Raw genomic sequence first — 21,408 nt, 5'->3', positions numbered from 1 at the left:
AACTTCTGGGTGGGCGGCCTGGGTAGGCATGTCCCACAATGTGCAGCCGCAGCCGCTCCAAACCGCACAAAGTGGGACACGCACCGCCTGCACCGGCCCCGCCCACCGGGCATGTCCCACAATGTGCAGCGGCAGCCGCTCCAAACCGCACAAAGTGGGACACGCACCGCCTGCACCGACCCCGCCCGCACGCGCACCGCCCGCACCGGGCCCGCCCACACGGGCATGTCCCACAATGTGCGGCGGCATCAGCTCCAAACCGCACAAAGTGGGACACGCACCGCCCGCACCGGCCCCGCGAGCCACCCCGCACGCCATGACGCCCCCGCGACCGGGCAGGTCGCGAGGGCGTCGGAGGACGGGATGCCGCGGGCTCAGTCGCGGTCGCGCTCGCGGCGCTGCGGCCGGTCGCTGCGCTTCGCGGAACGGCCGCCCTGATCCAGGCGCAGATCGATCAGAACACCCGAGATGCGGGTGTCGGTGAGCCGGTTGAGGGTGTCGCGCGACAGGTCGGCCGGAAGCTCGACGAGCGAGAAGTCCTGGCGGATCTGGATCGCACCGAAGTCGTTGCGGCGCAGGCCGCCCTCGTTCGCGAGCGCCCCGACGATCTGCCGCGGCTCGACCCGCTGCCGACGCCCCACCGCGATGCGGTACGTCGCGAACCGTCCGTCGCTGCTGCGCCGGTCGCCCCGGTCGCCCCGGTCGCGGTCGCCGTCGCGCGGCGCGCGGTCGCGATCCCGGTCGAAGCGCGGCTGCGCGATCGCCTCCTCCTCGAGAAGCAGCGGGGTATCGCCCTGAGCGACCACGGCGAGCGCCGCGGCGACGTCCGCCTCGGGCACGTCGTGGTGCGAGACGTAGTGCGCGACGACGTCGCGGAAGGTCGCGATCGCGGCGGTGTCCTCGAGAGCCGCGGTGATCGCGTCGTCGAAGCGGGTGAGACGCGTGGCGTTGACGTCGTCGACGCTCGGCAGCGACATCTCGGTGAGCGGCTGACGCGTGGCCTTCTCGATCGCCGTGAGCATGCGGCGCTCGCGCGGGGTCACGAAGCTGATGGCATCCCCGCTCCGTCCGGCGCGACCCGTGCGGCCGATCCGGTGCACGTACGACTCGGTGTCGATCGGCAGGTCGTAGTTGACGACGTGGCTGATGCGTTCGACGTCGAGGCCGCGGGCGGCGACGTCGGTGGCGACCAGGATGTCGAGCTTGCCGGACTTCAGCTGGTTGACGGTGCGCTCGCGCTGCACCTGCGCGACGTCGCCGTTGATCGCGGCGGCGGTGTAGCCGCGGGCGCGCAGCTTCTCGGCGACGGTCTCGGTCTCGTTCTTCGTGCGGGTGAAGACGATCATGCCCTCGAAGTTCTCGACCTCGAGGATGCGGGTGAGGGCGTCGATCTTCTGCTGGTACGACACGACGAGGTACCGCTGCGTGATGTTGGCCGAGGTCGTGGTCTTGGTCTTGACCGTGATCTCTTCGGGGTCGTTGAGGTACTGCGCGGAGATGCGGCGGATCTGCGCCGGCATCGTGGCCGAGAACAGCGCGACCTGCTTGTCGGCGGGGGTGTCGGCGAGGATCGTCTCGACGTCCTCCGCGAAGCCCATCTTCAGCATCTCGTCGGCCTCGTCGAGCACGAGGTATTTCAGTTCGCTGAGGTCGAGCGTGCCCTTGTCGAGGTGGTCCATGATGCGACCCGGCGTGCCGACCACGATATCGACGCCGCGGCGCAGGGCCGACAGCTGCTGCCCGTAGCCCTGACCGCCGTAGACGGGGAGCACCGAGACGCCCTTGATATGCGCGGCGTACTTCTCGAACGCCTCGCACACCTGCAGCGCGAGTTCGCGCGTCGGGGCCAGCACGAGGGCCTGGGGATTCTTGTGCCCGGTCTCCATCTGCGACAGCACCGGGAGGGCGAACGCGGCGGTCTTCCCGGTTCCGGTCTGGGCGAGGCCGACGACGTCGCGGCCCTGCAGCAGAACGGGGATCGTGGCGGCCTGGATGGCCGACGGGGTCTCGTAGCCGACGTCCTTGAGGGCCTTGAGCACGGCGGCATCCAGTCCCAGATCGGCGAACGTGAGCTGCTCGGGGGCGGTGTCCGCCTCTGCGGAGAGGGCGGGGGATTCGGATGCCATGACTCCACGGTAGTCCGCCACCCCGGGAAACCCCCGTTCGGGGCCGCAGCAGAGGCCGTTCGAGGGCATACCCTGAGCGCACGTGCCAGCGGCGGCGCGGGCGCGCCCGACGTATCCGCGCGTTCACCGAAGGGTCTTACCGTGAGCGACATGTCCACTCCCACCGCACCTCCACCGCCTCCCGCCCCGTCGGTCGAAGGCAAGCGGCCGGTCCTGGCGTGGGCGCTGTGGGACTGGGGATCCGCGGCGTTCAACGCGGTCGTGACGACGTTCGTGTTCAGCACGTACCTGGCGAGCTCGTACTTCGTCGACCCGGCGATCGTGGCTGCCGCGGGTGACGACGACCGCAACCCGGAGCTGGTCAAGGCACTCGCCGACAACGCCGCCCTCGTGGGAAACGCCCTGATGATCGCCGGAATCGTGGTCGCGCTCCTCGCACCCGTGCTCGGTCAGCGCAGCGACGGAACCGGACGCCGCAAGCTGTGGCTCGGCATCAACACCGGCGTGATCGTGCTGGCGATGGCCGCGATGGTGTTCGTCGAAGGGACGCCGTCGTACCTCATCCTCGGCGCGACGCTGCTCGCCGTCGGCAACGTCTTCTTCGAGTTCGCGAGCGTCAACTACTACGCGATGCTGTCGCAGGTCTCCACGCGCGAGAACATCGGGCGCGTCTCCGGCTTCGGCTGGGGCATGGGATACGTCGGCGGCATCGTGCTGCTCCTCCTCCTGCTGGTCCTGTTCATCCAGGGTTTCGGGAATCCGGATGCCGCCGGCCTCCTCGCCGTACCCAAGGACGGCGGCTGGAACATCCGCCTGGCGATCCTGGCATCCGCGGTCTGGTTCGCGGTGTTCGCGATCCCGGTGCTCGTGCGCGTGCCGGAGATCCCCGCGCAGAGCCGGAAGGTGCGGATCGGCTTCTTCCAGTCGTACGTCGTGCTGTGGGGAACGCTCCGGTCACTGTGGCGCGACAGCCGCCCGGTGCTGCTGTTCCTCGTCGCGAGCGCGGTGTTCCGCGACGGCCTCACCGGAGTGTTCACGTTCGGCGCGATCATCGCGGCACAGGTGTTCGGGTTCTCGTCCACTGAAGTGCTGTACTTCGCGGTCGCCGCGAACGTCGTCGCGGGCATCAGCACGATGTTCTCCGGGCGCCTCGACGACCGCTTCGGCCCCAAGCGCGTGATCGTCTTCTCGCTCGTTGGCCTGATCGTGCTCGGCACGGTGATCCTGTTCATCGGCACCTCGCAGCCGCTCTTCTGGGTGGCGGGACTCGGCCTCGGCCTGTTCGTCGGCCCGGTCCAGTCGGCCAGCCGCACGTACCTCTCGCGGGCGACGCCGGAGGGTCGCGAGGGTGAGATCTTCGGCCTCTACGCCACCACCGGTCGCGCGGTGTCGTTCCTCGCGCCCGGGCTCTTCGCGCTGTTCGTGCGCCTCACGGGCGACACGCGGCTCGGCATCCTCGGGATCGTGCTGATCCTCGCCGTGGGCCTGGCACTGATGATCCCCGTGCAGAACCGGGGCGCCGCGATCCGCTGACGCGGGACCATCCGGGCTGTGACCGGCCCGCACCGCCGTGCGAGCCGATCGCCAGCCCGGGATGCCGCGGCGTCAGTCCTGCGGCCAGGCGTCGGCGAACTTCGCGAGGAGGCGGGCGAAGTCGGCGCGCTCGGCGTCGGTGAAGGACTCGAGCGCGGAGCGCACGGCATCCCGCCGCCTGCCCCGAAGGCTCGAGACGAGCCGCTCGCCCTCGGCGGTGAGGCGGACGCGCAGACGTCGGGCGTCGTCGGGATCGGGCTCGCGTTCGACGAGTCGCATCTGGACGCCCTGCTGAACCAGGCGCGATGCGCGGGGCTGGTCCACACCGACGGCCTCGGCGATCTCGCTCACCGACAGCGGACCGGATGCCGCGAGCAGGGCATCCAGCATGCGGAAGCGCGCGACACCGGCGAACCTCCCCGGGCCGGGCTCGCCCCACGGGGGCCCGCCGGGGAACGCGTGTGGACCGTGACCGCGGTGGTCGTGCGGGTGGGGGCCGCCGAAGCCTCCTCCGAACGGCGGCCTGGGGCGACGACCACGGATCTTGGCGAGGGCGGCGGCGATCTCGTCGGCGGGGTCGGCGGTCATGCGGTGATTTTACATGTCGCTTGACAAGCATTCGGAATACATGTCACAGTACATTCGTTGTCACGTGACATGTAACCGGCGGACATCCCGCCCCACGAAAGGAACACCCCATGGACACCTCCACACCTCTGGATCCCCGCAGCCTCGCCCACCGCCTCACGACGGTCGGACACGCGCTGCACTATCGCCTGCTCGCGCAGCTGCGCGACAGCGACCTCCACCCCAAGACCGTCCTGCTGCTGCGCGCGATCGACGGCCGCATCGACGCCCCGTGGATCGCCGACCGCCTCGCCCGCGGTGGCAAGCGCCTCGCCGCCCTCGCCGAGCGCGGGTGGATCGAGCGCACCGACGACGGCTGGGCCCTGACCGCCGAGGGTCGCGAGATCCTCGACCGATTGGATGCCGACCGCTCGGCGCTGCTCGCGGGCGTGCCGGCCGAAGAGCTCGAACGTCTCGTCGCCTCGCTCGACGCGGTCTCCGCGGCGCTCGGTCTCGACGAGTCGGACACGGCGCCGTTCGGCCCCCGCGGCCGCGGCGGGCGCGGGCCAGGCATGCGCGGCTTCGGTCCCGGTTTCGGCCAGTTCGGTCGCGGCTTCGGTCCCGGGTTCGGCCCCGGCTTCGGTCCGGGCGCCGGGTTCGGTCCGGGCGCCGGGTTCGGCCCGGGCTGGCGCGGCGAGCCTGATACCGACGCGCACGCCGACGCCGAGCAGCACGACCCGCGGCACCGCGGCGGCCACGGTCGCGGATGCGACCCCCGCGGCGGACACGCGCACCACGGCCACGGCCACGACGACCGCCGGGCGGCGCAGCGCGCCTACGAGCGCGGCTTCGACGCCGGCTTCAGCCGCGGCCGCGAGTCGACGGCATCCGGTGAGCCCGCGGCATCCGAGTGACCATCGATATACGCTTCTCGCGGCAGGAAACGGGTGCACAACGCGTTTCTCCGCGGGAATCGCGTTTATCGCCGGACGCCGCACCGCAGACGCGAGACCGCGATCACGCAGAACAGGACAGCCCCGCCGAGGTCGACTCGACGGGGCTGTTCGGTGTTCGGGCTCAGCGCCCGGCGGAGCCGGCGTCGGTCGTGCCGACGTCGGTGCGGTGGAAGTTGAGCGCGGAGCGCGACGCCGTCGGGCCGCGCTGGCCCTGGTAGCGGTTGCCGTAGGGACCCGACCCGTATGGGTTCTCGGCGGGCGACGTCAGGCGGAAGTAGCAGACCTGGCCGATCTTCATGCCCGGCCAGAGCTTGATCGGGAGCGTCGCGACGTTCGAGAGCTCGAGGGTCACGTGGCCCGAGAATCCCGGGTCGATGAACCCGGCGGTCGAGTGCGTGAGCAGCCCCAGGCGCCCGAGCGAGGACTTGCCCTCGAGGCGCGCGGCGACGTCGTCGGGCAGCGTGACGCGTTCGAACGTCGAGCCCAGCGCGAATTCACCCGGGTGCAGGATGAACGGTTCGTCCGGTTCCACCTCGATGAGGCGGGTGAGTTCGGGCTGATCCTCGGCGGGATCGATGAACGGGTACTTGTGGTTGTCGAACAGCCGGAAGTACCGGTCGAGGCGCACATCGACGCTCGACGGCTGCACCATCGCCGGATCGAAGGGGTCGAGCCCCAGGCGTCCGTCGGCGAGTTCGGCACGGATATCGCGATCGGAGAGCAGCACGCGCCCAGCCTAGGGCGTGGGGTCGCGCGGGTCCGCCAGATCACGCGATCCGGGCGAGTGCACCCGCAATGCCGCGCCACGGCGTGCGTGCTCGACCACGTCACGTGATCTGGGCGCCCACGGGAGACGAACCCCGACCTGGATGCCACGGGAGACGCTGTTATGCTGGCGGGAGTGCCGTCAGGCGCTCGGGGCTGTAGTTCAATGGCAGAACTTCTGCTTCCCAAGCAGACAGCGCGGGTTCGATTCCCGTCAGCCCCTCCACATGTATTCCCAAACGTCGCTTGGTATCTCTGGGCTCGATTACCTCGTTCCGAGGGTTGCGGCCGAGGCTCATGCCATAGACGTGCCATAAGCGCCCCGCAGCTCAGAGCTCTTATCCCCCGTGGCCTCTGCTGTGTCACGCTCAGCACGGGAACGGGCGAGGGCTCGCTCGAACGCCTGCGCCTGGACGTGCTTGAGCGTCTCCGCACGGCGCTGGTAGTGCAGGGCCGCGTTTGTGGTCGAGTGGCCCAGGTGATCCATCACCGCTCGGAGAGGAACTCCCTCATACGAGAGCGCCGTAGCACCCGCGGCACGGAGATCATGGAGCGTGAAATGCTCGAGGTCGACGGCTTTTCGGGCTCGCTGCCAGACCGTGGTGACGTGCCAATGGCGCATCACAGCTCCGTCCGACCGAACCGCGACGCGGGCGTTTGCCGGCCGGCGAGGAGTGGCGCGCAGAATTGTCACCAGATCGTCGTCGATGCCGATGAACCTGGACCTCCCACCCTTTGGTGCTGCCTCGTGCTGCGCGTTGTAGCTCTCTGTCACCGAACGCCGAACGTGTAGAGTCCGGGCGTCGAGGTCGACGTCAGCCCATCGAAGCGCGAGCGCCTCACCGATCCGCAACTGAGCGTGGAAGGCAATTTGCGCGACGAGCTTCTCGGGGCCCTCCATAGCCTCGATGACCTTCTCGGCCTGCGCGAGTGTGAAGTAGGGCCGGTTCGGCTCCGGGACCTGCCCCGCACCTCGAATGCGGCACGGGTTCTCGCGCACCAGGCCGTCACTAGCGGCCATCGTGAAGATGGCGTGAAGAAGGCTGTATAGCTGGCGCTTCACGGCCGCGCCGCATTCGAGGGAGCCGTGCCAGGTGGTCACCTCCTCTCGCGTGATCTGATCGAGACGCCTGTCTCCAAAAGCGGGGAGGATGAAGGCACGAAGATGCCAGTCCGCGAGTTGCCTCGTCTTGGGTGCCACCGGCTGACCCTGTCGATTCCTGCGGTTAGCGAGAAACGTTGGAAGGTACTCGCTCAGCGTTTGAGACCGAGAGCGCGGGTCGATCCAAAGCCGATCCTCCTGCTGGATGCGGATGCGGTTGAGAGCCGAATCCGCCTCCGACTTGGTAGTGAAGGTCCCCTTCACCGCCCTGGCTGTACCATCAGGCGCGGTGTATCTCGCGAGGTAACGGCCCGAAGGCAGCTGCTTCACGTTTCCGAACGCGCGGCGTCGAGCCTTCTTCGCGCTTTCCTGCTTCACAGTCTCCTCCTCAGAGTCGAAGGGCGCTAAGAAGGCACCCAACGTCTGTACAGGTGAGCGGGGTCGGGCGTCCGCCTTGGCGAACGATTCACAGGCTGCGTTTACCCGGCGCTACCTTGTGGTCGCTTCGCTTCCCCGCTTGAGCGCCCGGTTCAGTGGGCGAGGGTCTTGGCGGTGTCGAAGGCCCGGTAGACGGTGGCGCGGCTGACCTTGAGCGTCGCTGCGATCTCGGAGGGTGTGAATCCTGCTTCGCGGAGGGACCAGGCTTGGCGGACCTTCGCCTGGTCCAGTGCTCGGGGGCGTCCGGTCTGCTTGCCGCGCAGGCGGGCTGCCTCGCGGGCCGCCTCGGCTCGTTCTCGGATGAGGGCGCGCTCGTATTCGGCGAGGCTGGCGAAGATTCCGGCGAGCATTCGGCCGACGGGCTGGGTGAAGTCGACTCCCTCGCGTAGCGAGCGAAGCAGGATGCCCCTGGCCTGCAGCTCCTCAATGGTGAGGATGACGTGCGTCATGGAGCGGCCCAGGCGGTCGAGTGCGACAACGGTGATGGTGTCGCCCTCTCGGGCGTACTCAAGGAGGGCTTTCAAGCCGGGGCGGTCTGAGCGTGCGCCGCTCATCACGTCTTCGAAGATCCGGGTGACTCCGGCCGCTTCGAGGGCGTCGCGCTGCTGGTCGGTGGTCTGCTTGTTCGTGCTGACTCGGACGTAGCCGATGCTCTGATGGTTGCTCACGTCCAATTATACCCTAGGGGGGTATCAGAAGTCAGGAAAAACCCAGATGAGACGGCAATAATTTGGATACAGGATTTAGATACGCGGGGGCACTTCGGACGGTTGCGAGAAAGGCCGATGACGGCCGTTCTCAAAAGCAAGGATTAGGACGCCCGCATTAGTACGGTCCACGGGATAGAAGCGCGATCATCGCCAAAGTCACGACCAGCGCCGCCCCAGCTAGGCCGGCTACTACCAACCAGGAGACGAGAGCTGCCCCAAGGCCGGGACCCCAACGACCGAATGGGCCTCGAATGGCTGGCACCCATACTGGAAGCTGCGATCGGCCAGACCCCACGAGAACCCATGCGCGGCGACATTCGTCGCACCGCCAGACTGTGCCGAAGGGCTCGCCGTCGGGAGCATTGCAGCGATGAGCCGGCGGACGAGCGGGTTCTGGCCTCTGAATCACTCCCACAGGCGCACGGTAACGACTGGGGGTTAACACGAAGTCACCGATAGTTCGCGTCCTCGACCAAGCGACGGAGCCTGACGACGTCGACCACCCACCAGGGGAATACGACCAGCGGAGCGACGACGACGAGGAAGAGGAGTTCCTCGATCTCGAACGTGACCACCAGGAACGGAATCAGCCAGATAGCGAGCATCAGTAGGCCCGTTCCGATTCGACCGAGATACATGCGGTGCGAGCCCATCATGAAGGGCACGAGAATCGCAGCGGCGGCGAAGGCCCATGCGCTATTCAGAGTCTTGACCTTGGGGGGCAGAGAGGGACGGGGCCCCTCCGGACCCTCGTGCCAGAAGGCCTGAGATCCCTGCGCCGGCGTTCCTGGGACCGCACGCGGGGCCGGTGGGGCGGGCGGCGAGAGGTAGGCCTGCGTCTGCGGATGGGGCGCACTCACCGATGTGCGAGCTTGGGGCAGGGGTGGCTTGGGAGCAACCGGCCCCCAGGTGGAACCATCCCACCAGCGAAGCGTGTCTGGCTACTCGGGATTCAGATACCAGCCTTCGGGAGGACCTGGTGTTGCGCCTGACATGAGGCTCCTTCGGATCAGGACGACTAGACATCATTTCTGATGACTAGACATAACACAGCAGCGCCCGGGTGTCAGTTGAGTGAATAGGTGCCAAGCGATGGTCCGATTCCCGAACCCGACCTCGCTGCACTTCGCGTTCATCTAGCTCAGCTACGACGCAGCCGCGGCATGTCCTACGACGCTCTCGCAGCCGCTGCCGGGGTGGGTCGCGCAACGCTGGTGGCGTTGGAGTCGGGCAAGCCGAGGATTGGCCCAGGCAGAGACCCCAACAGAGCCGCCACGAGCGGCACATTGATCACTTGGTACCGGCTCGCGATGGCCCTCGAAGTCGACCTCGGCGAGCTACTCAAGCCGATCTATGGAACCGGTGAGGGCCGATAAACGTATTGGAAGCACCCCGCGACACGCCGAAGACACGCCGAGCCAGGTTAATTTTTGGCGATGGGGTCGGCTGACGTCGATCCTGTGGATAACTTCGCGGATCCCAGGCGAGAGAAGGGATCGGGGAGGGCGAAGCTGTGAGCGAAGTCGTGGAGAAGTTGTGGAGAACCCGTCCGGGTCACGACCCGAATCACACGAGTGTAACTTCGGCCCCCACTTGTAGCTCTTAACGACAGACCTCGCCGGTAGACTTTCTCGTACCGAAGCACGACAACCCCGATAGCCGGGGGAACCGGGTTCGGGGTCGAAGGCACCAATACTGTCCAGGTGATGGTTCTTCTACCCTAATACCACCACATGCAGGCGGGTCAATCGACTCGCCGTGGAGGTTCTTGGTGCTCGGCCAAGCAAAGAAGGGTAGTCATATGACCACTCGCAAACCCAGTTTCCGGCCCGGTCAGAGCGTCCCCCAGAGCGGGATCTACGGCCAGTTCCAGGGCGGCCGCCTCACGAACGAGGTGACCAGCGTCCAGGGTGAGCCGTTCCCTCCGGGACAGCGGCCCGGAACGACCTACCAGATCATCCGTCCGACGCGGTAGGTGACGATCATGACGCGCTACATGACGCTCACCTGCCCTCACTGCCGACGCACCTTCGGCCCGTTCTCGCCTTCGTACCGGCCCGGGCTCATCCGGTGTCGATGCGGGAACATCGTTCGGTTGACCTGATCTCTGCATAGAGAGAAGAAGGGTGCATCGCCTCCTGGGTGGTGCACCCTTCTTCGGTTTCTGCGAAGGCGTGAGCGGCGGCTGGGCTGCGGAGGGCAGAAGTCCAGCCGCCGCTCGAGGAGCTCCTGTCTCCTCTGTCCTTCACTCCGGGATGCCGGTGCCGGGGTGAAGGGGTGGGGGTGCCTCACCGCGGAAGATGCGTGTGAGGACGTGTAGCGGCATGATCGCGTAGCTGTCTTCGACGGGGTACCCGCGCCGGTTCATGATGGCAACGGCCCAGTCGCTCCCGGCCGCGCGGGCGGCGTCGGTGACGTCGGTGACGATCTCGGAGAGCTTTTCGCCGCTCGCAGAGGTGCGGACGTGCACGATCCACGGTGCGAGCCCAGCGATATCTGTGTGGGCATCCGTGTCGGCAAGGAGGGCGCGGTAGGGCGATTGCTCGTCGTCGGGGACGAGGACTCGGAGATGGCTTTGGAGAAGGTTGATCATCACCTTGAGGCGAAAGGCCTCGTTGGTGGAGCGGTTGTTGGTCACTCGACATCTCCCGGTAGGAACCCGAGGTGCCGGCTTGTCTGGGGCGGGGAACCGTACTTGCGGTACAGAGCAGCTCGCGCCTCGTTTCGCTCCTCCTCGGTTGGGAGCTTCCAAGCCTCGGCCCACTCGTGGGCGATCAGGTCGGCTTCCTCCGGTGAGCCGGCCTGGACACGAGGAAGAGCGTCGGGCCAGGGTCCGCGCGCGTAGCGCACCTTCCCCCACCGCTGGATCTGCGCGTCGGTGTCATCGATGAGGTCGAGCCAGCTCTGCCCGTTGCGGTCCTTGGATAGCTCGTAGATCGCAGCGGTGATCTGTAGCTCGTCACCGAACTCGAACGTGTGCCCTCGCATCTCCGTGAGCAGCACGGTCTTGGAGGAGAAGAAGTGCACCGTGAAGGGATACTCGTGCGGTGCGCTCAGGGTGAGGGGTTCGACGATGGGTGTCGTGCGGAGGGGCGGGAGGTCGTCGGGGTGAATCATCTCTGCTCCTTGGCTTCAGGCTCGCTGGCGGGCGCGGATGCGCTGTTCTAGGTCGCTGGCGATGCGGTGTCCGCCCTCTTCGCGGATCGCGACGGCGAGGAATTCAAGGTCGTTGCCCAGCCCGGCAGCACCAGCTCGCAGAGCACCTCGCACGGTGGCCGTGACCTCGTTCAACATCTGCTCGGCCTCGTGGATGTCGACGCCGAGAGAGGCCGCGACTTCGTCTAGCGCCAAGGCCCGGATCTCGATCTCTCGCATTGCACTTTCGAGGGAGCCGTGCTCGGCGGCCACGTCAGCGGCGGCCACCACCTGCGATGCCAGCTTGAGTAGATCAGCCGCGTAGGCCGCTACGGACGGTGCGGACCCGCTGGAGGCGAGCGCGCCCGGTGCGGGGGCGGCCGGGATCGGCGCGGCCTGCGACACCGACGGCACCGACGTGATGAGCGGCTCCGCCGAGAGCACCAGTCCCATGTGGTCCCGCACGTGAAGGTGCGCCGCGTCCAGACTGAACGGCGTATCCGCCGCGACCGTCTCGACGTTCTCGCCCTGCCAGATCCGCTGCTCCCAGACCATGGCCCGGGTGTGGACGCACCAGGGGCAGTTGTTTCTGCGCTGCATCTCACTCCTTTCCTCACTGGGAACTACGGCAGCGCGGCGCCGGGACCCCGGAAGCCCGCGGGCGGGACGCTCAGGGCTCGGAGGGACTATGGCTCTCTCTCAGGTATCACCCCCGCAGCCGACACATGTCTCATCGGCTGGAGCACGTAGCAACCCCTCCGGACACGCCGAAAACCGGCAATTCAGCTGGTCATACTCACGTATAACGGCGCGTCCGGAAGGGTCCACCGCGAACTAGGTATGCGCCCGGGGTAGGCGATGGCAGTCCGGCAGAGCTAGGGCATTCACACGTGTCGTACTAGCGCTGGTCGTGATCGACCCAACATTGGGGTGATGGCCATCGCGAATCGCATAGGCACAGGTCGGGAGCCTCCCACCTGTGCCACCAGTTACCGCCCCAGGGTTCTTCTGTCAGAACGTCATCTTCTGGGAAAGTCCCTAAACCCGTTCTCGGAGCATCCATCGGCATCAGCTCGAACAGCGACGGGGCCGGAACTCCCATCAGCTCGATCAGCGACAGGGTCCCCTCCTTCGGATAGTCCTGCCCTTCGTCGCACCAGCCACCGTCTGCGCGCCAGCCAAGGGTGGGTGGCTCCGAGATGTGGGCCGGGTGACCAACCGGCGCCAGCGGATTCCAGACGTAAGACCGCGGGTCACCGTCCGGCAAGGAAAAGGTGGGCTCCTGCCAGAGGACAGGCCGGGGCTGAGACTGCTCATCGGTGAAACCGTTGCAACATAGGAAGGTTGTCCACGGTCGACGACGATGCAGGTGATCGAGACGCACCCCCCGCCAGTGGAACCGTGGCTTGCCGTGATCCCACCTGAATGCGAGCCTGTGATTCTCATCCGGCGCGGGAGGTAGGAACGCGTCGATGAACCGAACCAAGTTGTAGACAGCTCGCGGCCCGTTCCAGGCCGTCGGCACTCGGTACTCCGCGTCATATCTGGTGGGACGCCAGATTGACCTCTCGAGGTTCCGAATCGAGTTCCACCGGGGATATGCGGTCGCCGGTGCCCACTGACGACCGTTCCACCAGTAGGGGTACTTCCGATGCGTCTCCGACGCGCGCTGGCGACGTAGCTCGCTCACGAGGCGCGGCCATTCTGCGAGGCTGCGGACGGTAGCCCCGCACCCCCTACCGCAAGCAAGTCAGGCCCCGGAGCAACCTTCTGCGGCCCCGCGGCTGTCTTTCTCGCCCGCGGCAAACCCAGCATCTTCCGGTACGGGGCCGCAGCAAAGCGCTCCAAGCACGTCGAGCAGATATCAAACCCGGTCTCGGTCCGCCGGAGGGGCAGGTAGTCGAGCCAGATCAACTGCAGAACGAAAGCTCGCGGCAACCCCAACTCAGCGGCGACCTCGAACAGACTCGGAATCGCCACCCACGCCTTCGGCACAGCCGGATCCAGTGTGCGGTGCAGATCGCACCGGAGGAGAGCGCGACGACACCGCTCTACCTCCTTCGGCGCAACGACGATCGGGTCCCGGCCCGCCACCGCGAGATCACCGCGCTGGATGAGCCGGCGAACCCTGGCGTCCGAGATACCGAGCGCCTCCGCGACGGCGCTCACCCGGAGCGTCTGCCCCTCGGTCGTAGCCATCAGAGCGCCGGCCGTTCGTTGTCGCGCTGAAAACGGGCCAACTCGTCCGGACTGATCCGGACGGCTGCCGCGACATGGACCACGCCGATCCGGCGGTTACGGACCAAACGCCGGATCGTGGACTCGCTGACGCGAAGGGATAGGGCGGCCTCCGCCACCGTGAGCAACGATGAGGTGGCGAGCGGACTTGTGGACATAGCTGAACTCCTGGCTGCCGAGAGTGACAGCAGAGGGACGAGCCCGGCTGCGCTCACGCCACACTCAGCGGATAGTGAGAGGCGGCACAGGGACAGAGTCCAGTTGCGCGCATACCTCTCAAACAGATGAGGACTGCCCTACCGCCAGGTCTCGCGAGGGACGTAACCTGCTGCTCGCGATTCGTAGTGGTCACGGGGCCAGGGGTTCAGAGGCGGTGCCATGACGCGATCTCGACCTCTCGGCAGCAACCTACACAGCAGTCTCACCGGTAGTCAAGGGTTGAGTGCGCACGAGGCCTACCGGTCTCCGCGCGCCTCGCCGCTGGCGTCTTGGGGTCGAGGGTCCAACGTGCCGCTCGGCGTGCCATAACATTCCACTCAGACCGCATCGCGTGGCCCACGTCTGACCGCGGCTGCTCGGACCGTCCGTAGAGGGCGACTGGCACCGTGCGGTTACTTCGCACTCAAGCAGATACCTCCCTAGTTCCCAAGCAGACAGCGCGGGTTCGATTCCCGTCAGCCCCTCCACATGTATCGCGCGCTCGGCATCCTGGTCGCTGCCGTTCTCGCGCTCGGCCTCACGGCGTGCGCGCCACCGGCGCAGCCCCAGCCGCCCGCGGAGGGCGCCACGACGGTCGCGTTCTACGGCGACTCGTACACGCGCGGGACAGGCGCGAGTTCGTCCGACAAGCGGTGGTCGACGATCATCTGCGCCGAGCGCGGATGGACCGAGATCAACCGCGCCGAGAACGGCCTCGGCTTCGTCAACCGCCGCGCCAGCATGGGGCCGGGGCTCGATGACATCCCGGCACAGATCATCCGCGACGATCCCGACATCGTCTTCGTGACCATGGGCCTCAACGACAACTTCAGCTACGACAGTGCCGCAGCGGAGATCCGGGCGACGATCGACAGCGACCTCGACCGCCTGCGCCAGGGCCTCCCCGGCGCGCGCATCATCGTGGTCGAGCCGTTCTGGTGGACCGCCGACCGGCCGGCATCCGTCGACGTCATCATCGGCTGGGTGCACGACGCCGCGGACCGGATCGGCGCCGAGTACATCGCCGGGGCGAGCCACTGGCTCGACGGGCACTACGCCGACGACGCCGACAGCTGGATGGCCGGCGACGGACTCCACCCGGACGACGTCGGCTACGCCCACATCGCCGAGCGGATGGATGCCGAGCTCCGAGCGCTCGGCCTCTGAAACCGCCGCGATGCCGCTACCCGAGTTCTCATTTAAGAACGGTGAGGACAATTCTTAAGTCCTTTTGGATCTGTCAAGATCGAAGTAAAGTTGGGGTCATGGCTACCCCGACCCCCGTCCCCGTCACCCGCGGCCTGCGAACGATCGGACAGAACGTGGCCGATCAACGGAAACTGATGAACCTGACGGCCAAAATGGTTGCCGAGCGGGCAGGGGTCAACCCCCAGACGATCAGCAAGCTCGAGAACGGCGAGGGCACGACACTCGAGATCGCTCTGCGCGTGCTGCGCGTCCTCGGCCTGCTGGACGCGGTCGTCACCGCGACCGATCCCTTCCAGACCCCGCGCGGACGGCTGATGGCCGACGAGAAGCTGCCGCAACGGGTACGAGTCCGCGGCGATGGCTGACGGCTACATGGTGACGACGACGCTCGGGCGGGAAGATGTCGTCGCCGGAACCCTGTACCGGGCGCGCACGTCCGGAACGTTCGTCTACGACACCGACTACCTGCGCCGCCGCGACGCCTTCGCCCTCGTCCCCGCTCTCGGCTGTTCCCCGGCCCGCAGAGCCTCGGACCGCCGAACCCGTTCAGCGACTCCGCACCCGACACCTGGGGACGAAAGGTGCAGAACCGCGCCGCGGGCCGACGCCTCGACGACCTCACACTGATGCTCGGGGTGAACGACGAGGGACGCCAGGGCGCGACACGCTTCTGGCGGAACGGGACGGCTCTCGCCGACGGTGATGGTGTGCCCGCTGAGGCGGACCTGTCCGACATCATCCGCGTCGCCGACCAGATCGAACGCGACGATCCGGACATCGACGAGGTCGCGCTGCGGCGTCTGTTTCGGGCGACCGGCTCCCTGGGCGGGGCGCGACCCAAGGCCAATGTCCGGCTCGGTGAAGAGCTGTGGCTCGCGAAGTTCCCCAAGCCCCTCGGCGATGACTGGAACGTCATGGCATGGGAGGCATCCATGCTCGACGCGATGGACCGCTGGGGGATCGACGTTCCCGTTCGGAGGACGAAGCAGGTCACGGTGGACGGCAGCGTCCGCACGATCCTCTTCCTCCGCCGGTTCGATCGGGGAGCGGGCGGGGTCCGGATCCCGTACATCTCGGCGATGACGGCGCTCGAGGCCCAGGACGGCGACGGCGGTGATTGGCTCGACCTCACCGATTTCGCGCGCGCCCACGGAGCGGACGTCACACAGTTGTGGCGGCGTGCGGTCTTCGGCGTCCTGGTCGGCAACCTCGACGATCACCTGCGCAACCACGGCTTCCTCCGGCGAGGGGGCGGTTGGGCACTCTCTCCCGCATTCGACGTGAACCCGGAACCCCGTGACCACGGCGATGATCACGAACTCGCCCTCTTCGGCGCCGCGACCCTGGATGTCAACGACTTCCTTACGAAGGAAGCCCTGTCGACGTTCGGGCTGAGCGCCGCCGAGGCTCGAACTCACCTCGACGCGCTCCTCCCCCTCCTTGAGGCCATGCCGCGGTTCGCCGAGCATCACGGTGCCGACGGGCGAAGCATTCGAGTCATGCAGACCCGCCTCGAAGCGGCGGCAACCCGTCTCGGGTGAGGCCTCCGCCGCTACGCGGCGCGCCGCCCCGAGCGCACCCGGAACCACAGCGTCAGCTCGGCCAGCGCCCGCGCGGTGACCGTGGCATCCGTCGAATCGAGGTCGTCGAAGCTGTCGCGGAACCCCACCGGCGGGGCCGATGTCGACGTTCCGAGCGGCTCGTACCCCATCGTCCAGTCGGGGAAGCGGCGGTCGTCGATCGACTCCGACACCAGTAGCCGCACGTCCCGGTGGCGCGGGTCACGGCCGATGCGGTCGATCGCATCCCGAACCGAGGACTCGGGGCCCTCGAGCACCTGGAGGAATCGCCCGCGGCGGTAGAGCAGCAGCCCGGACAGGTCGCTGCCGATGTTGGCGACACGGCTCGACTCGAGGAGCCGCGCAAGGTCGTCGTCGTCGAACGGCACCGTTGCCGTACTCGAGTACGTCATCGAGTAGAGGTCGTCAGGCATCAGGACACCGCCGATCCGGGGAGGGCGTCCGGAACCTGACGCAGTTCGATCACGGGATCGGCGACGGCCGTCGCCTGGGTGTGCGCGTGGGTGACGGCGGCCATCGCCGCGACGAGCCCGGGGAAGCGGCCGACGGGACGGGAACGCCCGTTGTAGGCCCAGTAGGTGCCATCGGCCTCGCGGTCGATGTAGCCGAGGAACGCCCCGCGCGCACTCGCGACGTGGAACCCCTCCTCGACCCGCGACCACACGATCCCGGCACCCGGGCGATCGTCAACAGTCATTCGGCGTGTCCTTCCGCCCCGGCAGGGGCCCCGTTCCGAAAGTACACATGCCGGAGACGTGGGCCAGTCGCTTGACAGACCCGCGTTCAGACCACGGCCGCGCGGATCGCGCCGGCGTCATCGGTTCCGGATGCCTCGACCACGCGCCCACGGACGACCCGGTACATCGCGAACGAGGCGATGCTGACGCGCCGCCGCGTCGGCGGCACGTGCTGGAAGACGCCGGTGTGGGCGCCGCTCCCCCGCAGGTGGACGGCGAGGCGGTCGTCCTCGACGAGCACCTGGATGCGACGCCACTGCCAGTCGGGGAAGCCGCGCACGAGGTCGGTGTACTCCGACACCCACGCATCGGCCCCCGCGGGCAGGTGCGCACGGCGCACGTCCGGCGCGAGGAACTCGCGCAGCGCCTCCGGGTCGTGGCGGTTCAGCGCGTCGAGGAACTCCTGGAACCACTCGCGCGTCTCCCAGCTCTCCATCCGCCCCATTATCCCCGCGCGTGAGGGGTCAAGATTTGTCGCCTCGCGTCGCGAGAAGCGACAAATCTTGACCCCTCACGCGTTCAACTCCTCCGCGAGGCGACGGGCGCCGCGGATGGCGATCGCGACGCTCGTCAGCGTCGGGTTCATCGTGTTCGCGGTGGGGATGAGGCCGTTGCCGCCGACGAGGAGGTTCTCGAACCCCCAGACGTGGGAGTACGGGTCGGCGACCGAGGTCGCGGGATCGGTGCCCGCGCGCATCGTCCCCATGAAGTGCAGGCTCGAGCCGTTCGGCAGCAGCCGCGGCTCGGCGATGAACGAGCCGAGCGCCGCGCCCGCGCGCCGCAGCCGCTCGGTGGCCTCGGCGATCTCGGCATCCTCCCGATCCGTCAACGCGTACTCGATCGTGAAGTTGGGCAGCCCGCGGTAATCGAGCTCGTCGTCGCTGACGATCGCGCCGTCCTCGATGCGCGGGAACTTCCGCACACCGAAGCCCATGTTGATGTACCCCCAGCGGTTGCCCGCGGCCGGGTGCGCGGGGTCGAGCGGGAACGGCGGGGTCTCGGCGTACATGATCTGCGCCGAGTACGGGTGCTCGGGTTCGGAGAACGGGATGCGATTGACCGCGGCCACCGGATCGGCGGGGTTCATCGCGCGGCGGTCCAGCTCGGCCTGCAGCTCGTCGTCGGAGACGAGCTCGCTCATCCGCTCGCCGTCGAGCACGACGGTGCCGATGACGACGTGGTGCTCGGTGAGGTACCGGCCGAGGGGAGCCGGACGGATGCCGGAGGCCCAGAGCAACTGCGGAGAGCGGAACGCGTCGGCGGCGACGACGACGGCATCCGCCTCGACGAACGCGTCCTCGTGCGTGCGGAGGTCCTCCACCCAGACGCCCCGGACGCGTGCGCCGTCGTGCTCGATGCGGCGGACGAGGGTCAGGTCGCGCAGCTCGAACCGGGCCGCGGTGTCGGTGCCCGGCTCGATGAGCGGGCCCAGCACCGTGTCGGTCCCGGCCCAGCGCATGGTGCCGTCCGGCTGCGGATCGCCGGCGACCGGCAGCGTGCTCACGCCGTAGCCCTCGGGCAGCTCGGCCCCGAACTCGCGGTCGAGCAGCGTGCGGATCGCGGCGCCCACGGGCGAGTCCGAGAATGCCGCGCTCTGCTTGTGGAGCAGCTCCTCGGCGGTCGAGACGAGGTCCTCCCACTCGTCGTCCGCGATGAAGTCGAGCTTCTCGCTGAACGCCGGGCGCGGGATCGCGCAGGTCCAGTGCGCGCCCTGACCGCCGACGTTCGTCGCTGCGGCCGCCGCCGGGAAGGTCGGGGCGTGCGCCGACCCCTCGCCGCCGAAGTCGAGCAGGTGCGTGCCCTGGCGCGCGGTGAACATGCCCTCGACGATCGTGCCGGACGGGATGCCGAGCGAGTCGCGAAACTCCCCCGCCTGAGGTCCCTGCGATCGCTCGCGGGCGCGGGCCTTCTCGTCGGGGTCGACGATGTTGCGCACGCTCTCGCCCGGGCGCTCCGTCACCTGCGGGCCGGCCTCGAACATGACGACGCGCGCGTGCGGAAGCGACTCCAACAGAACGCGGGCGTACGCGGCGCCGATGGGTCCGCTGCCGACGACGGCGATCGTGGGGGTCTCGGACATGGTCTCTCCTTCGAGATCGGGCGGGCTGAGAGATCGGGCGGGTCGAGAGATCAGGCGGGCTGAGGGGTCACGCGGGCTGTCGGTCGGCGTCGGACACTGCGGCGAGGGGCTCGGGCGCTTCGTCGGACAGGCGCCCTCCGGGCAGCAGCAGCGCGAAGACGATCCCGCAGGCGTAGACGAGCGCGAGCCCCAGGAACACCGGGGCGAACGTGTCATGGTAGATCACCGCGACGGCGTCCTGCACCTGCGCGGACGCGGCCCGCACCACCGCCGGCGTGAGGGTGCCGGCATCCAGTCCGGGCGGGAGATGCGCGGCGACGCCGAACCCGACCACACCGCCGACGATCGCCGTGCCCACGGCCGACCCCACCTGACGCACGAGGTTCGTGGTGGCGGTGACGGCGCCGAGGTCGGAGCGCGCGGCGGCGCTCTGCACGACGGCGAAGATGAGGTTCGTGAACGAGCCGGTGCCGATACCGACCACCGCCATCACGACCATGGGCACCCACAGGGGCAGCCCCGCGGGCAGGGCGGCCATGACCGCGAGTCCCGCGGCGCCCAGCACCGTGCCGAACACGGGGTAGAAGCGGTAGCGACCGGAGCGGCTGACCAGCCAGCCGGTGAGCAGGTTGCTGACGAGCATGCCGAGCACGGTCGCGATCGGCACGAGGCCGGACAGGGTCGCGGTCGTGCGGTACGCCATCTGGATGTACGTCGGCACGAACGCGACGATCGCGAAAAGGCCCGACCCAACGATGAGCGACAGCCCGAGGCACGCCAGGATCGTGCGGTTGCGGAGGATCCGGGGCGGCAGGATCGGTTCGGCCGCGCGCCGCTCGATGCCGATGAGGGCCAGGATGCCGATCACCGCGGCCGCCGCGCAGGCCAGTGCCGCGGGGCGCAGCGTGTCGTCGCCGATCCAGGTGACCGCGAGGACGAGCGCGAGGAGCGTGCCGGTGAAGACGATCGAGCCCGGGATGTCGAAGCGGGGGTGGGCGCCGCCGGGGAGGCGCGGGACCGCGACCGCGGCGAGCGCGAACGCGGCGAGACCGACCGGGATGTTGATCCAGAACACCCAGGACCAGCCCCAGAAGTCGGTGATGAGACCGCCGACGACGGGTCCGACGACGATCGCGACGGGGAAGGCGGTGCCGATGATCGCCATGTAGCGCGGGCGCTGTCGCGGGCTCGTGACGCGGGCGATGATCGTCTGCGACATGAGCTGGATGCCGGCGGAACCCAGCCCCTGGACGACGCGGGCGGCGATCAGCCACCCGAGGTCGGGCGCGAAGCCGCACGCGAGCGAGGCGACGAGGAACAGCCCGAGCGAGACGAGGAACACGCTGCGCGGGCCGACGACGTCGCCGAGCTTGCCGAGGACGGGGAGCATCACGGTGGCGGCGAGCGTGTAGCCGACCATGATCCAGCTCATGTACTCGAGCGCGCCGAGATCGCCGGCGATCGTGGCGAGTGACGTCGAGACGACGGTGTGGTCGAGGGCGCCGATGAACGACACCGCGAGAAGGGAGACGACGAGAAGGCGGATACGAGCGGGGGAGAGAGTCATACGTGGGGCGCCCGTACGACCGGGCGATCGACGCGACCGTATGTGCCGCTCCGGCTCCCTCACCGGGCGAACGGGCTCGCGGAGCCCCGACGTCGCGACCATCATACCCGACTTATGTCGGTTTTGAACATTAGCAAGGAGCAGTCGACCCGGCCTGATCACGGCCGACCGCCCCGGCCCGGGTGCGGCTCGCGCCGCGGCGGTCGCGAGCCGCCCCGAAGGCCTCCGCGCCCGACGGACGAATTCCTCCACGCTTTCCGTGTACGCATCGGACTGCGTCGGGCGTCCGAGGCCGTGAGCGACCACCTCCGCGGCGGCGATCGCGATGCAGGCGGTGTCCACGTCGAGCGGGTCCTTGCTCCGCAGTGCCGCGCGGAGCGCACTCCTCACGACGTTCCATCGCTTCTGTCCGTCGAGTTCCCACGCGAAATCGGCCGCCGTGTCATCCCGGCGCGTGAGGGGTCAAT

Annotated in this window: 23 protein-coding genes, 1 tRNA gene and 1 pseudogene; 8 read left to right on the top strand and 17 right to left on the bottom strand. The window is 68.2% G+C overall.

Annotated features, from left to right (window positions below):
• Positions 1-374: 374 nt before the first annotated feature.
• A complete protein-coding gene (locus AVW09_RS16665) occupies positions 375-2,126 on the bottom strand; it encodes a DEAD/DEAH box helicase (RefSeq protein ID WP_063259107.1) in 1,752 nt (583 codons plus the stop codon).
• A 150-nt stretch (positions 2,127-2,276) separates the two neighbouring features.
• On the opposite strand from AVW09_RS16665, the gene AVW09_RS16660 reads away from it, so the two are divergent.
• Entirely contained in the window at positions 2,277-3,659 is a 1,383-nt protein-coding gene (locus AVW09_RS16660) for an MFS transporter (protein ID WP_063259144.1), read from the top strand.
• A gap of 72 nt (positions 3,660-3,731) precedes the next feature.
• Here AVW09_RS16660 and AVW09_RS17405 read toward each other — a convergent pair whose 3' ends face one another.
• Entirely contained in the window at positions 3,732-4,247 is a 516-nt protein-coding gene (locus AVW09_RS17405; protein WP_082823052.1) for a MarR family winged helix-turn-helix transcriptional regulator, read from the bottom strand.
• 110 nt (positions 4,248-4,357) lie between these two features.
• Between AVW09_RS17405 and AVW09_RS16650 the strand changes: the two genes are divergently transcribed.
• Positions 4,358-5,140: a MarR family winged helix-turn-helix transcriptional regulator gene (locus tag AVW09_RS16650; protein WP_063259106.1), complete on the top strand. Its 783-nt coding sequence runs from the start codon at positions 4,358-4,360 to the stop codon at positions 5,138-5,140.
• A 163-nt stretch (positions 5,141-5,303) separates the two neighbouring features.
• Here AVW09_RS16650 and dcd read toward each other — a convergent pair whose 3' ends face one another.
• Complete coding sequence (gene dcd, locus AVW09_RS16645; protein ID WP_063259105.1) at positions 5,304-5,909, bottom strand: dCTP deaminase; 606 nt, start codon at positions 5,907-5,909, stop codon at positions 5,304-5,306.
• A 190-nt stretch (positions 5,910-6,099) separates the two neighbouring features.
• On the opposite strand from dcd, the gene AVW09_RS16640 reads away from it, so the two are divergent.
• Positions 6,100-6,173: transfer RNA gene (locus AVW09_RS16640), tRNA-Gly, on the top strand.
• 69 nt (positions 6,174-6,242) lie between these two features.
• On the opposite strand, the gene AVW09_RS16635 is transcribed toward AVW09_RS16640, so the two are convergent.
• From AVW09_RS16635 to AVW09_RS16625, 3 genes are all read right to left on the bottom strand, one after another.
• The gene (locus tag AVW09_RS16635) at positions 6,243-7,427 is read right to left on the bottom strand and encodes a tyrosine-type recombinase/integrase (RefSeq protein WP_156496151.1); all 1,185 of its coding nucleotides are present in this window, start codon (positions 7,425-7,427) and stop codon (positions 6,243-6,245) included.
• Between the two features lie 152 nt (positions 7,428-7,579).
• Complete coding sequence (locus AVW09_RS16630) at positions 7,580-8,155, bottom strand: recombinase family protein (protein WP_231901874.1); 576 nt, start codon at positions 8,153-8,155, stop codon at positions 7,580-7,582.
• 491 nt (positions 8,156-8,646) lie between these two features.
• Positions 8,647-8,802 (bottom strand): hypothetical protein, encoded by a 156-nt coding sequence (locus AVW09_RS16625; RefSeq protein WP_156496150.1) that lies wholly within the window; start codon positions 8,800-8,802, stop codon positions 8,647-8,649.
• Between the two features lie 477 nt (positions 8,803-9,279).
• On the opposite strand from AVW09_RS16625, the gene AVW09_RS18490 reads away from it, so the two are divergent.
• On the top strand, positions 9,280-9,573 hold the full coding sequence (locus AVW09_RS18490; RefSeq protein WP_063259101.1) for a helix-turn-helix transcriptional regulator: 294 nt from the start codon (positions 9,280-9,282) through the stop codon (positions 9,571-9,573).
• A 425-nt stretch (positions 9,574-9,998) separates the two neighbouring features.
• On the top strand, positions 9,999-10,172 hold the full coding sequence (locus AVW09_RS18120) for a hypothetical protein (protein WP_197462679.1): 174 nt from the start codon (positions 9,999-10,001) through the stop codon (positions 10,170-10,172).
• A 270-nt stretch (positions 10,173-10,442) separates the two neighbouring features.
• On the opposite strand, the gene AVW09_RS16615 is transcribed toward AVW09_RS18120, so the two are convergent.
• The 5 genes from AVW09_RS16615 to AVW09_RS16595 form a co-directional block, all read right to left on the bottom strand.
• Positions 10,443-10,835, bottom strand: a complete 393-nt coding sequence (locus tag AVW09_RS16615) for a hypothetical protein (protein WP_063259100.1) — start codon at positions 10,833-10,835, stop codon at positions 10,443-10,445.
• Positions 10,832-11,314: a hypothetical protein gene (locus AVW09_RS16610; RefSeq protein WP_063259099.1), complete on the bottom strand. Its 483-nt coding sequence runs from the start codon at positions 11,312-11,314 to the stop codon at positions 10,832-10,834. Before AVW09_RS16610 ends, AVW09_RS16615 begins: the two co-directional genes overlap by 4 nt.
• Positions 11,315-11,329: 15 nt before the next feature.
• Positions 11,330-11,887, bottom strand: coding sequence for a hypothetical protein (locus tag AVW09_RS16605; protein ID WP_156496149.1), 558 nt, complete (start codon positions 11,885-11,887; stop codon positions 11,330-11,332).
• A gap of 1,131 nt (positions 11,888-13,018) precedes the next feature.
• Complete coding sequence (locus tag AVW09_RS16600) at positions 13,019-13,531, bottom strand: helix-turn-helix transcriptional regulator (RefSeq protein ID WP_063259097.1); 513 nt, start codon at positions 13,529-13,531, stop codon at positions 13,019-13,021.
• Complete coding sequence (locus AVW09_RS16595; protein ID WP_063259096.1) at positions 13,531-13,728, bottom strand: helix-turn-helix domain-containing protein; 198 nt, start codon at positions 13,726-13,728, stop codon at positions 13,531-13,533. The genes AVW09_RS16600 and AVW09_RS16595 overlap by 1 nt, the downstream gene beginning before the upstream one ends.
• Positions 13,729-14,257: 529 nt before the next feature.
• Between AVW09_RS16595 and AVW09_RS16590 the strand changes: the two genes are divergently transcribed.
• From AVW09_RS16590 to AVW09_RS16580, 3 genes are all read left to right on the top strand, one after another.
• Positions 14,258-14,935, top strand: a complete 678-nt coding sequence (locus AVW09_RS16590; protein ID WP_063259095.1) for an SGNH/GDSL hydrolase family protein — start codon at positions 14,258-14,260, stop codon at positions 14,933-14,935.
• Between the two features lie 98 nt (positions 14,936-15,033).
• On the top strand, positions 15,034-15,342 hold the full coding sequence (locus AVW09_RS16585) for a helix-turn-helix domain-containing protein (RefSeq protein ID WP_063259094.1): 309 nt from the start codon (positions 15,034-15,036) through the stop codon (positions 15,340-15,342).
• A 216-nt stretch (positions 15,343-15,558) separates the two neighbouring features.
• A complete protein-coding gene (locus tag AVW09_RS16580) occupies positions 15,559-16,518 on the top strand; it encodes a type II toxin-antitoxin system HipA family toxin (RefSeq protein ID WP_063259093.1) in 960 nt (319 codons plus the stop codon).
• An 11-nt stretch (positions 16,519-16,529) separates the two neighbouring features.
• Here AVW09_RS16580 and AVW09_RS16575 read toward each other — a convergent pair whose 3' ends face one another.
• The 6 genes and pseudogenes from AVW09_RS16575 to AVW09_RS18485 all read right to left on the bottom strand — a co-directional run.
• A complete protein-coding gene (locus AVW09_RS16575) occupies positions 16,530-16,970 on the bottom strand; it encodes a BLUF domain-containing protein (RefSeq protein ID WP_063259092.1) in 441 nt (146 codons plus the stop codon).
• Positions 16,970-17,254, bottom strand: coding sequence for a hypothetical protein (locus AVW09_RS16570; protein ID WP_197462678.1), 285 nt, complete (start codon positions 17,252-17,254; stop codon positions 16,970-16,972). The genes AVW09_RS16575 and AVW09_RS16570 overlap by 1 nt, the downstream gene beginning before the upstream one ends.
• A gap of 86 nt (positions 17,255-17,340) precedes the next feature.
• On the bottom strand, positions 17,341-17,730 hold the full coding sequence (locus AVW09_RS16565) for an ester cyclase (RefSeq protein WP_063259091.1): 390 nt from the start codon (positions 17,728-17,730) through the stop codon (positions 17,341-17,343).
• Positions 17,731-17,805: 75 nt separating this feature from the next.
• On the bottom strand, positions 17,806-19,374 hold the full coding sequence (locus AVW09_RS16560; protein WP_063259090.1) for a GMC oxidoreductase: 1,569 nt from the start codon (positions 19,372-19,374) through the stop codon (positions 17,806-17,808).
• Positions 19,375-19,441: 67 nt separating this feature from the next.
• Entirely contained in the window at positions 19,442-20,941 is a 1,500-nt protein-coding gene (locus tag AVW09_RS16555; protein WP_063259089.1) for an MFS transporter, read from the bottom strand.
• Positions 20,942-21,142: 201 nt separating this feature from the next.
• Positions 21,143-21,376, bottom strand: a pseudogene (locus AVW09_RS18485) (DUF4259 domain-containing protein); the annotation flags it as partial.
• Between the last annotated feature and the right edge of the window lie 32 nt (positions 21,377-21,408).

This window comes from Microbacterium sp. T32 (genome assembly GCF_001619615.1).
Classification (GTDB): Bacteria; Actinomycetota; Actinomycetes; order Actinomycetales; family Microbacteriaceae; genus Microbacterium.
This window is presented reverse-complemented; position numbering and strand designations above follow the sequence as displayed.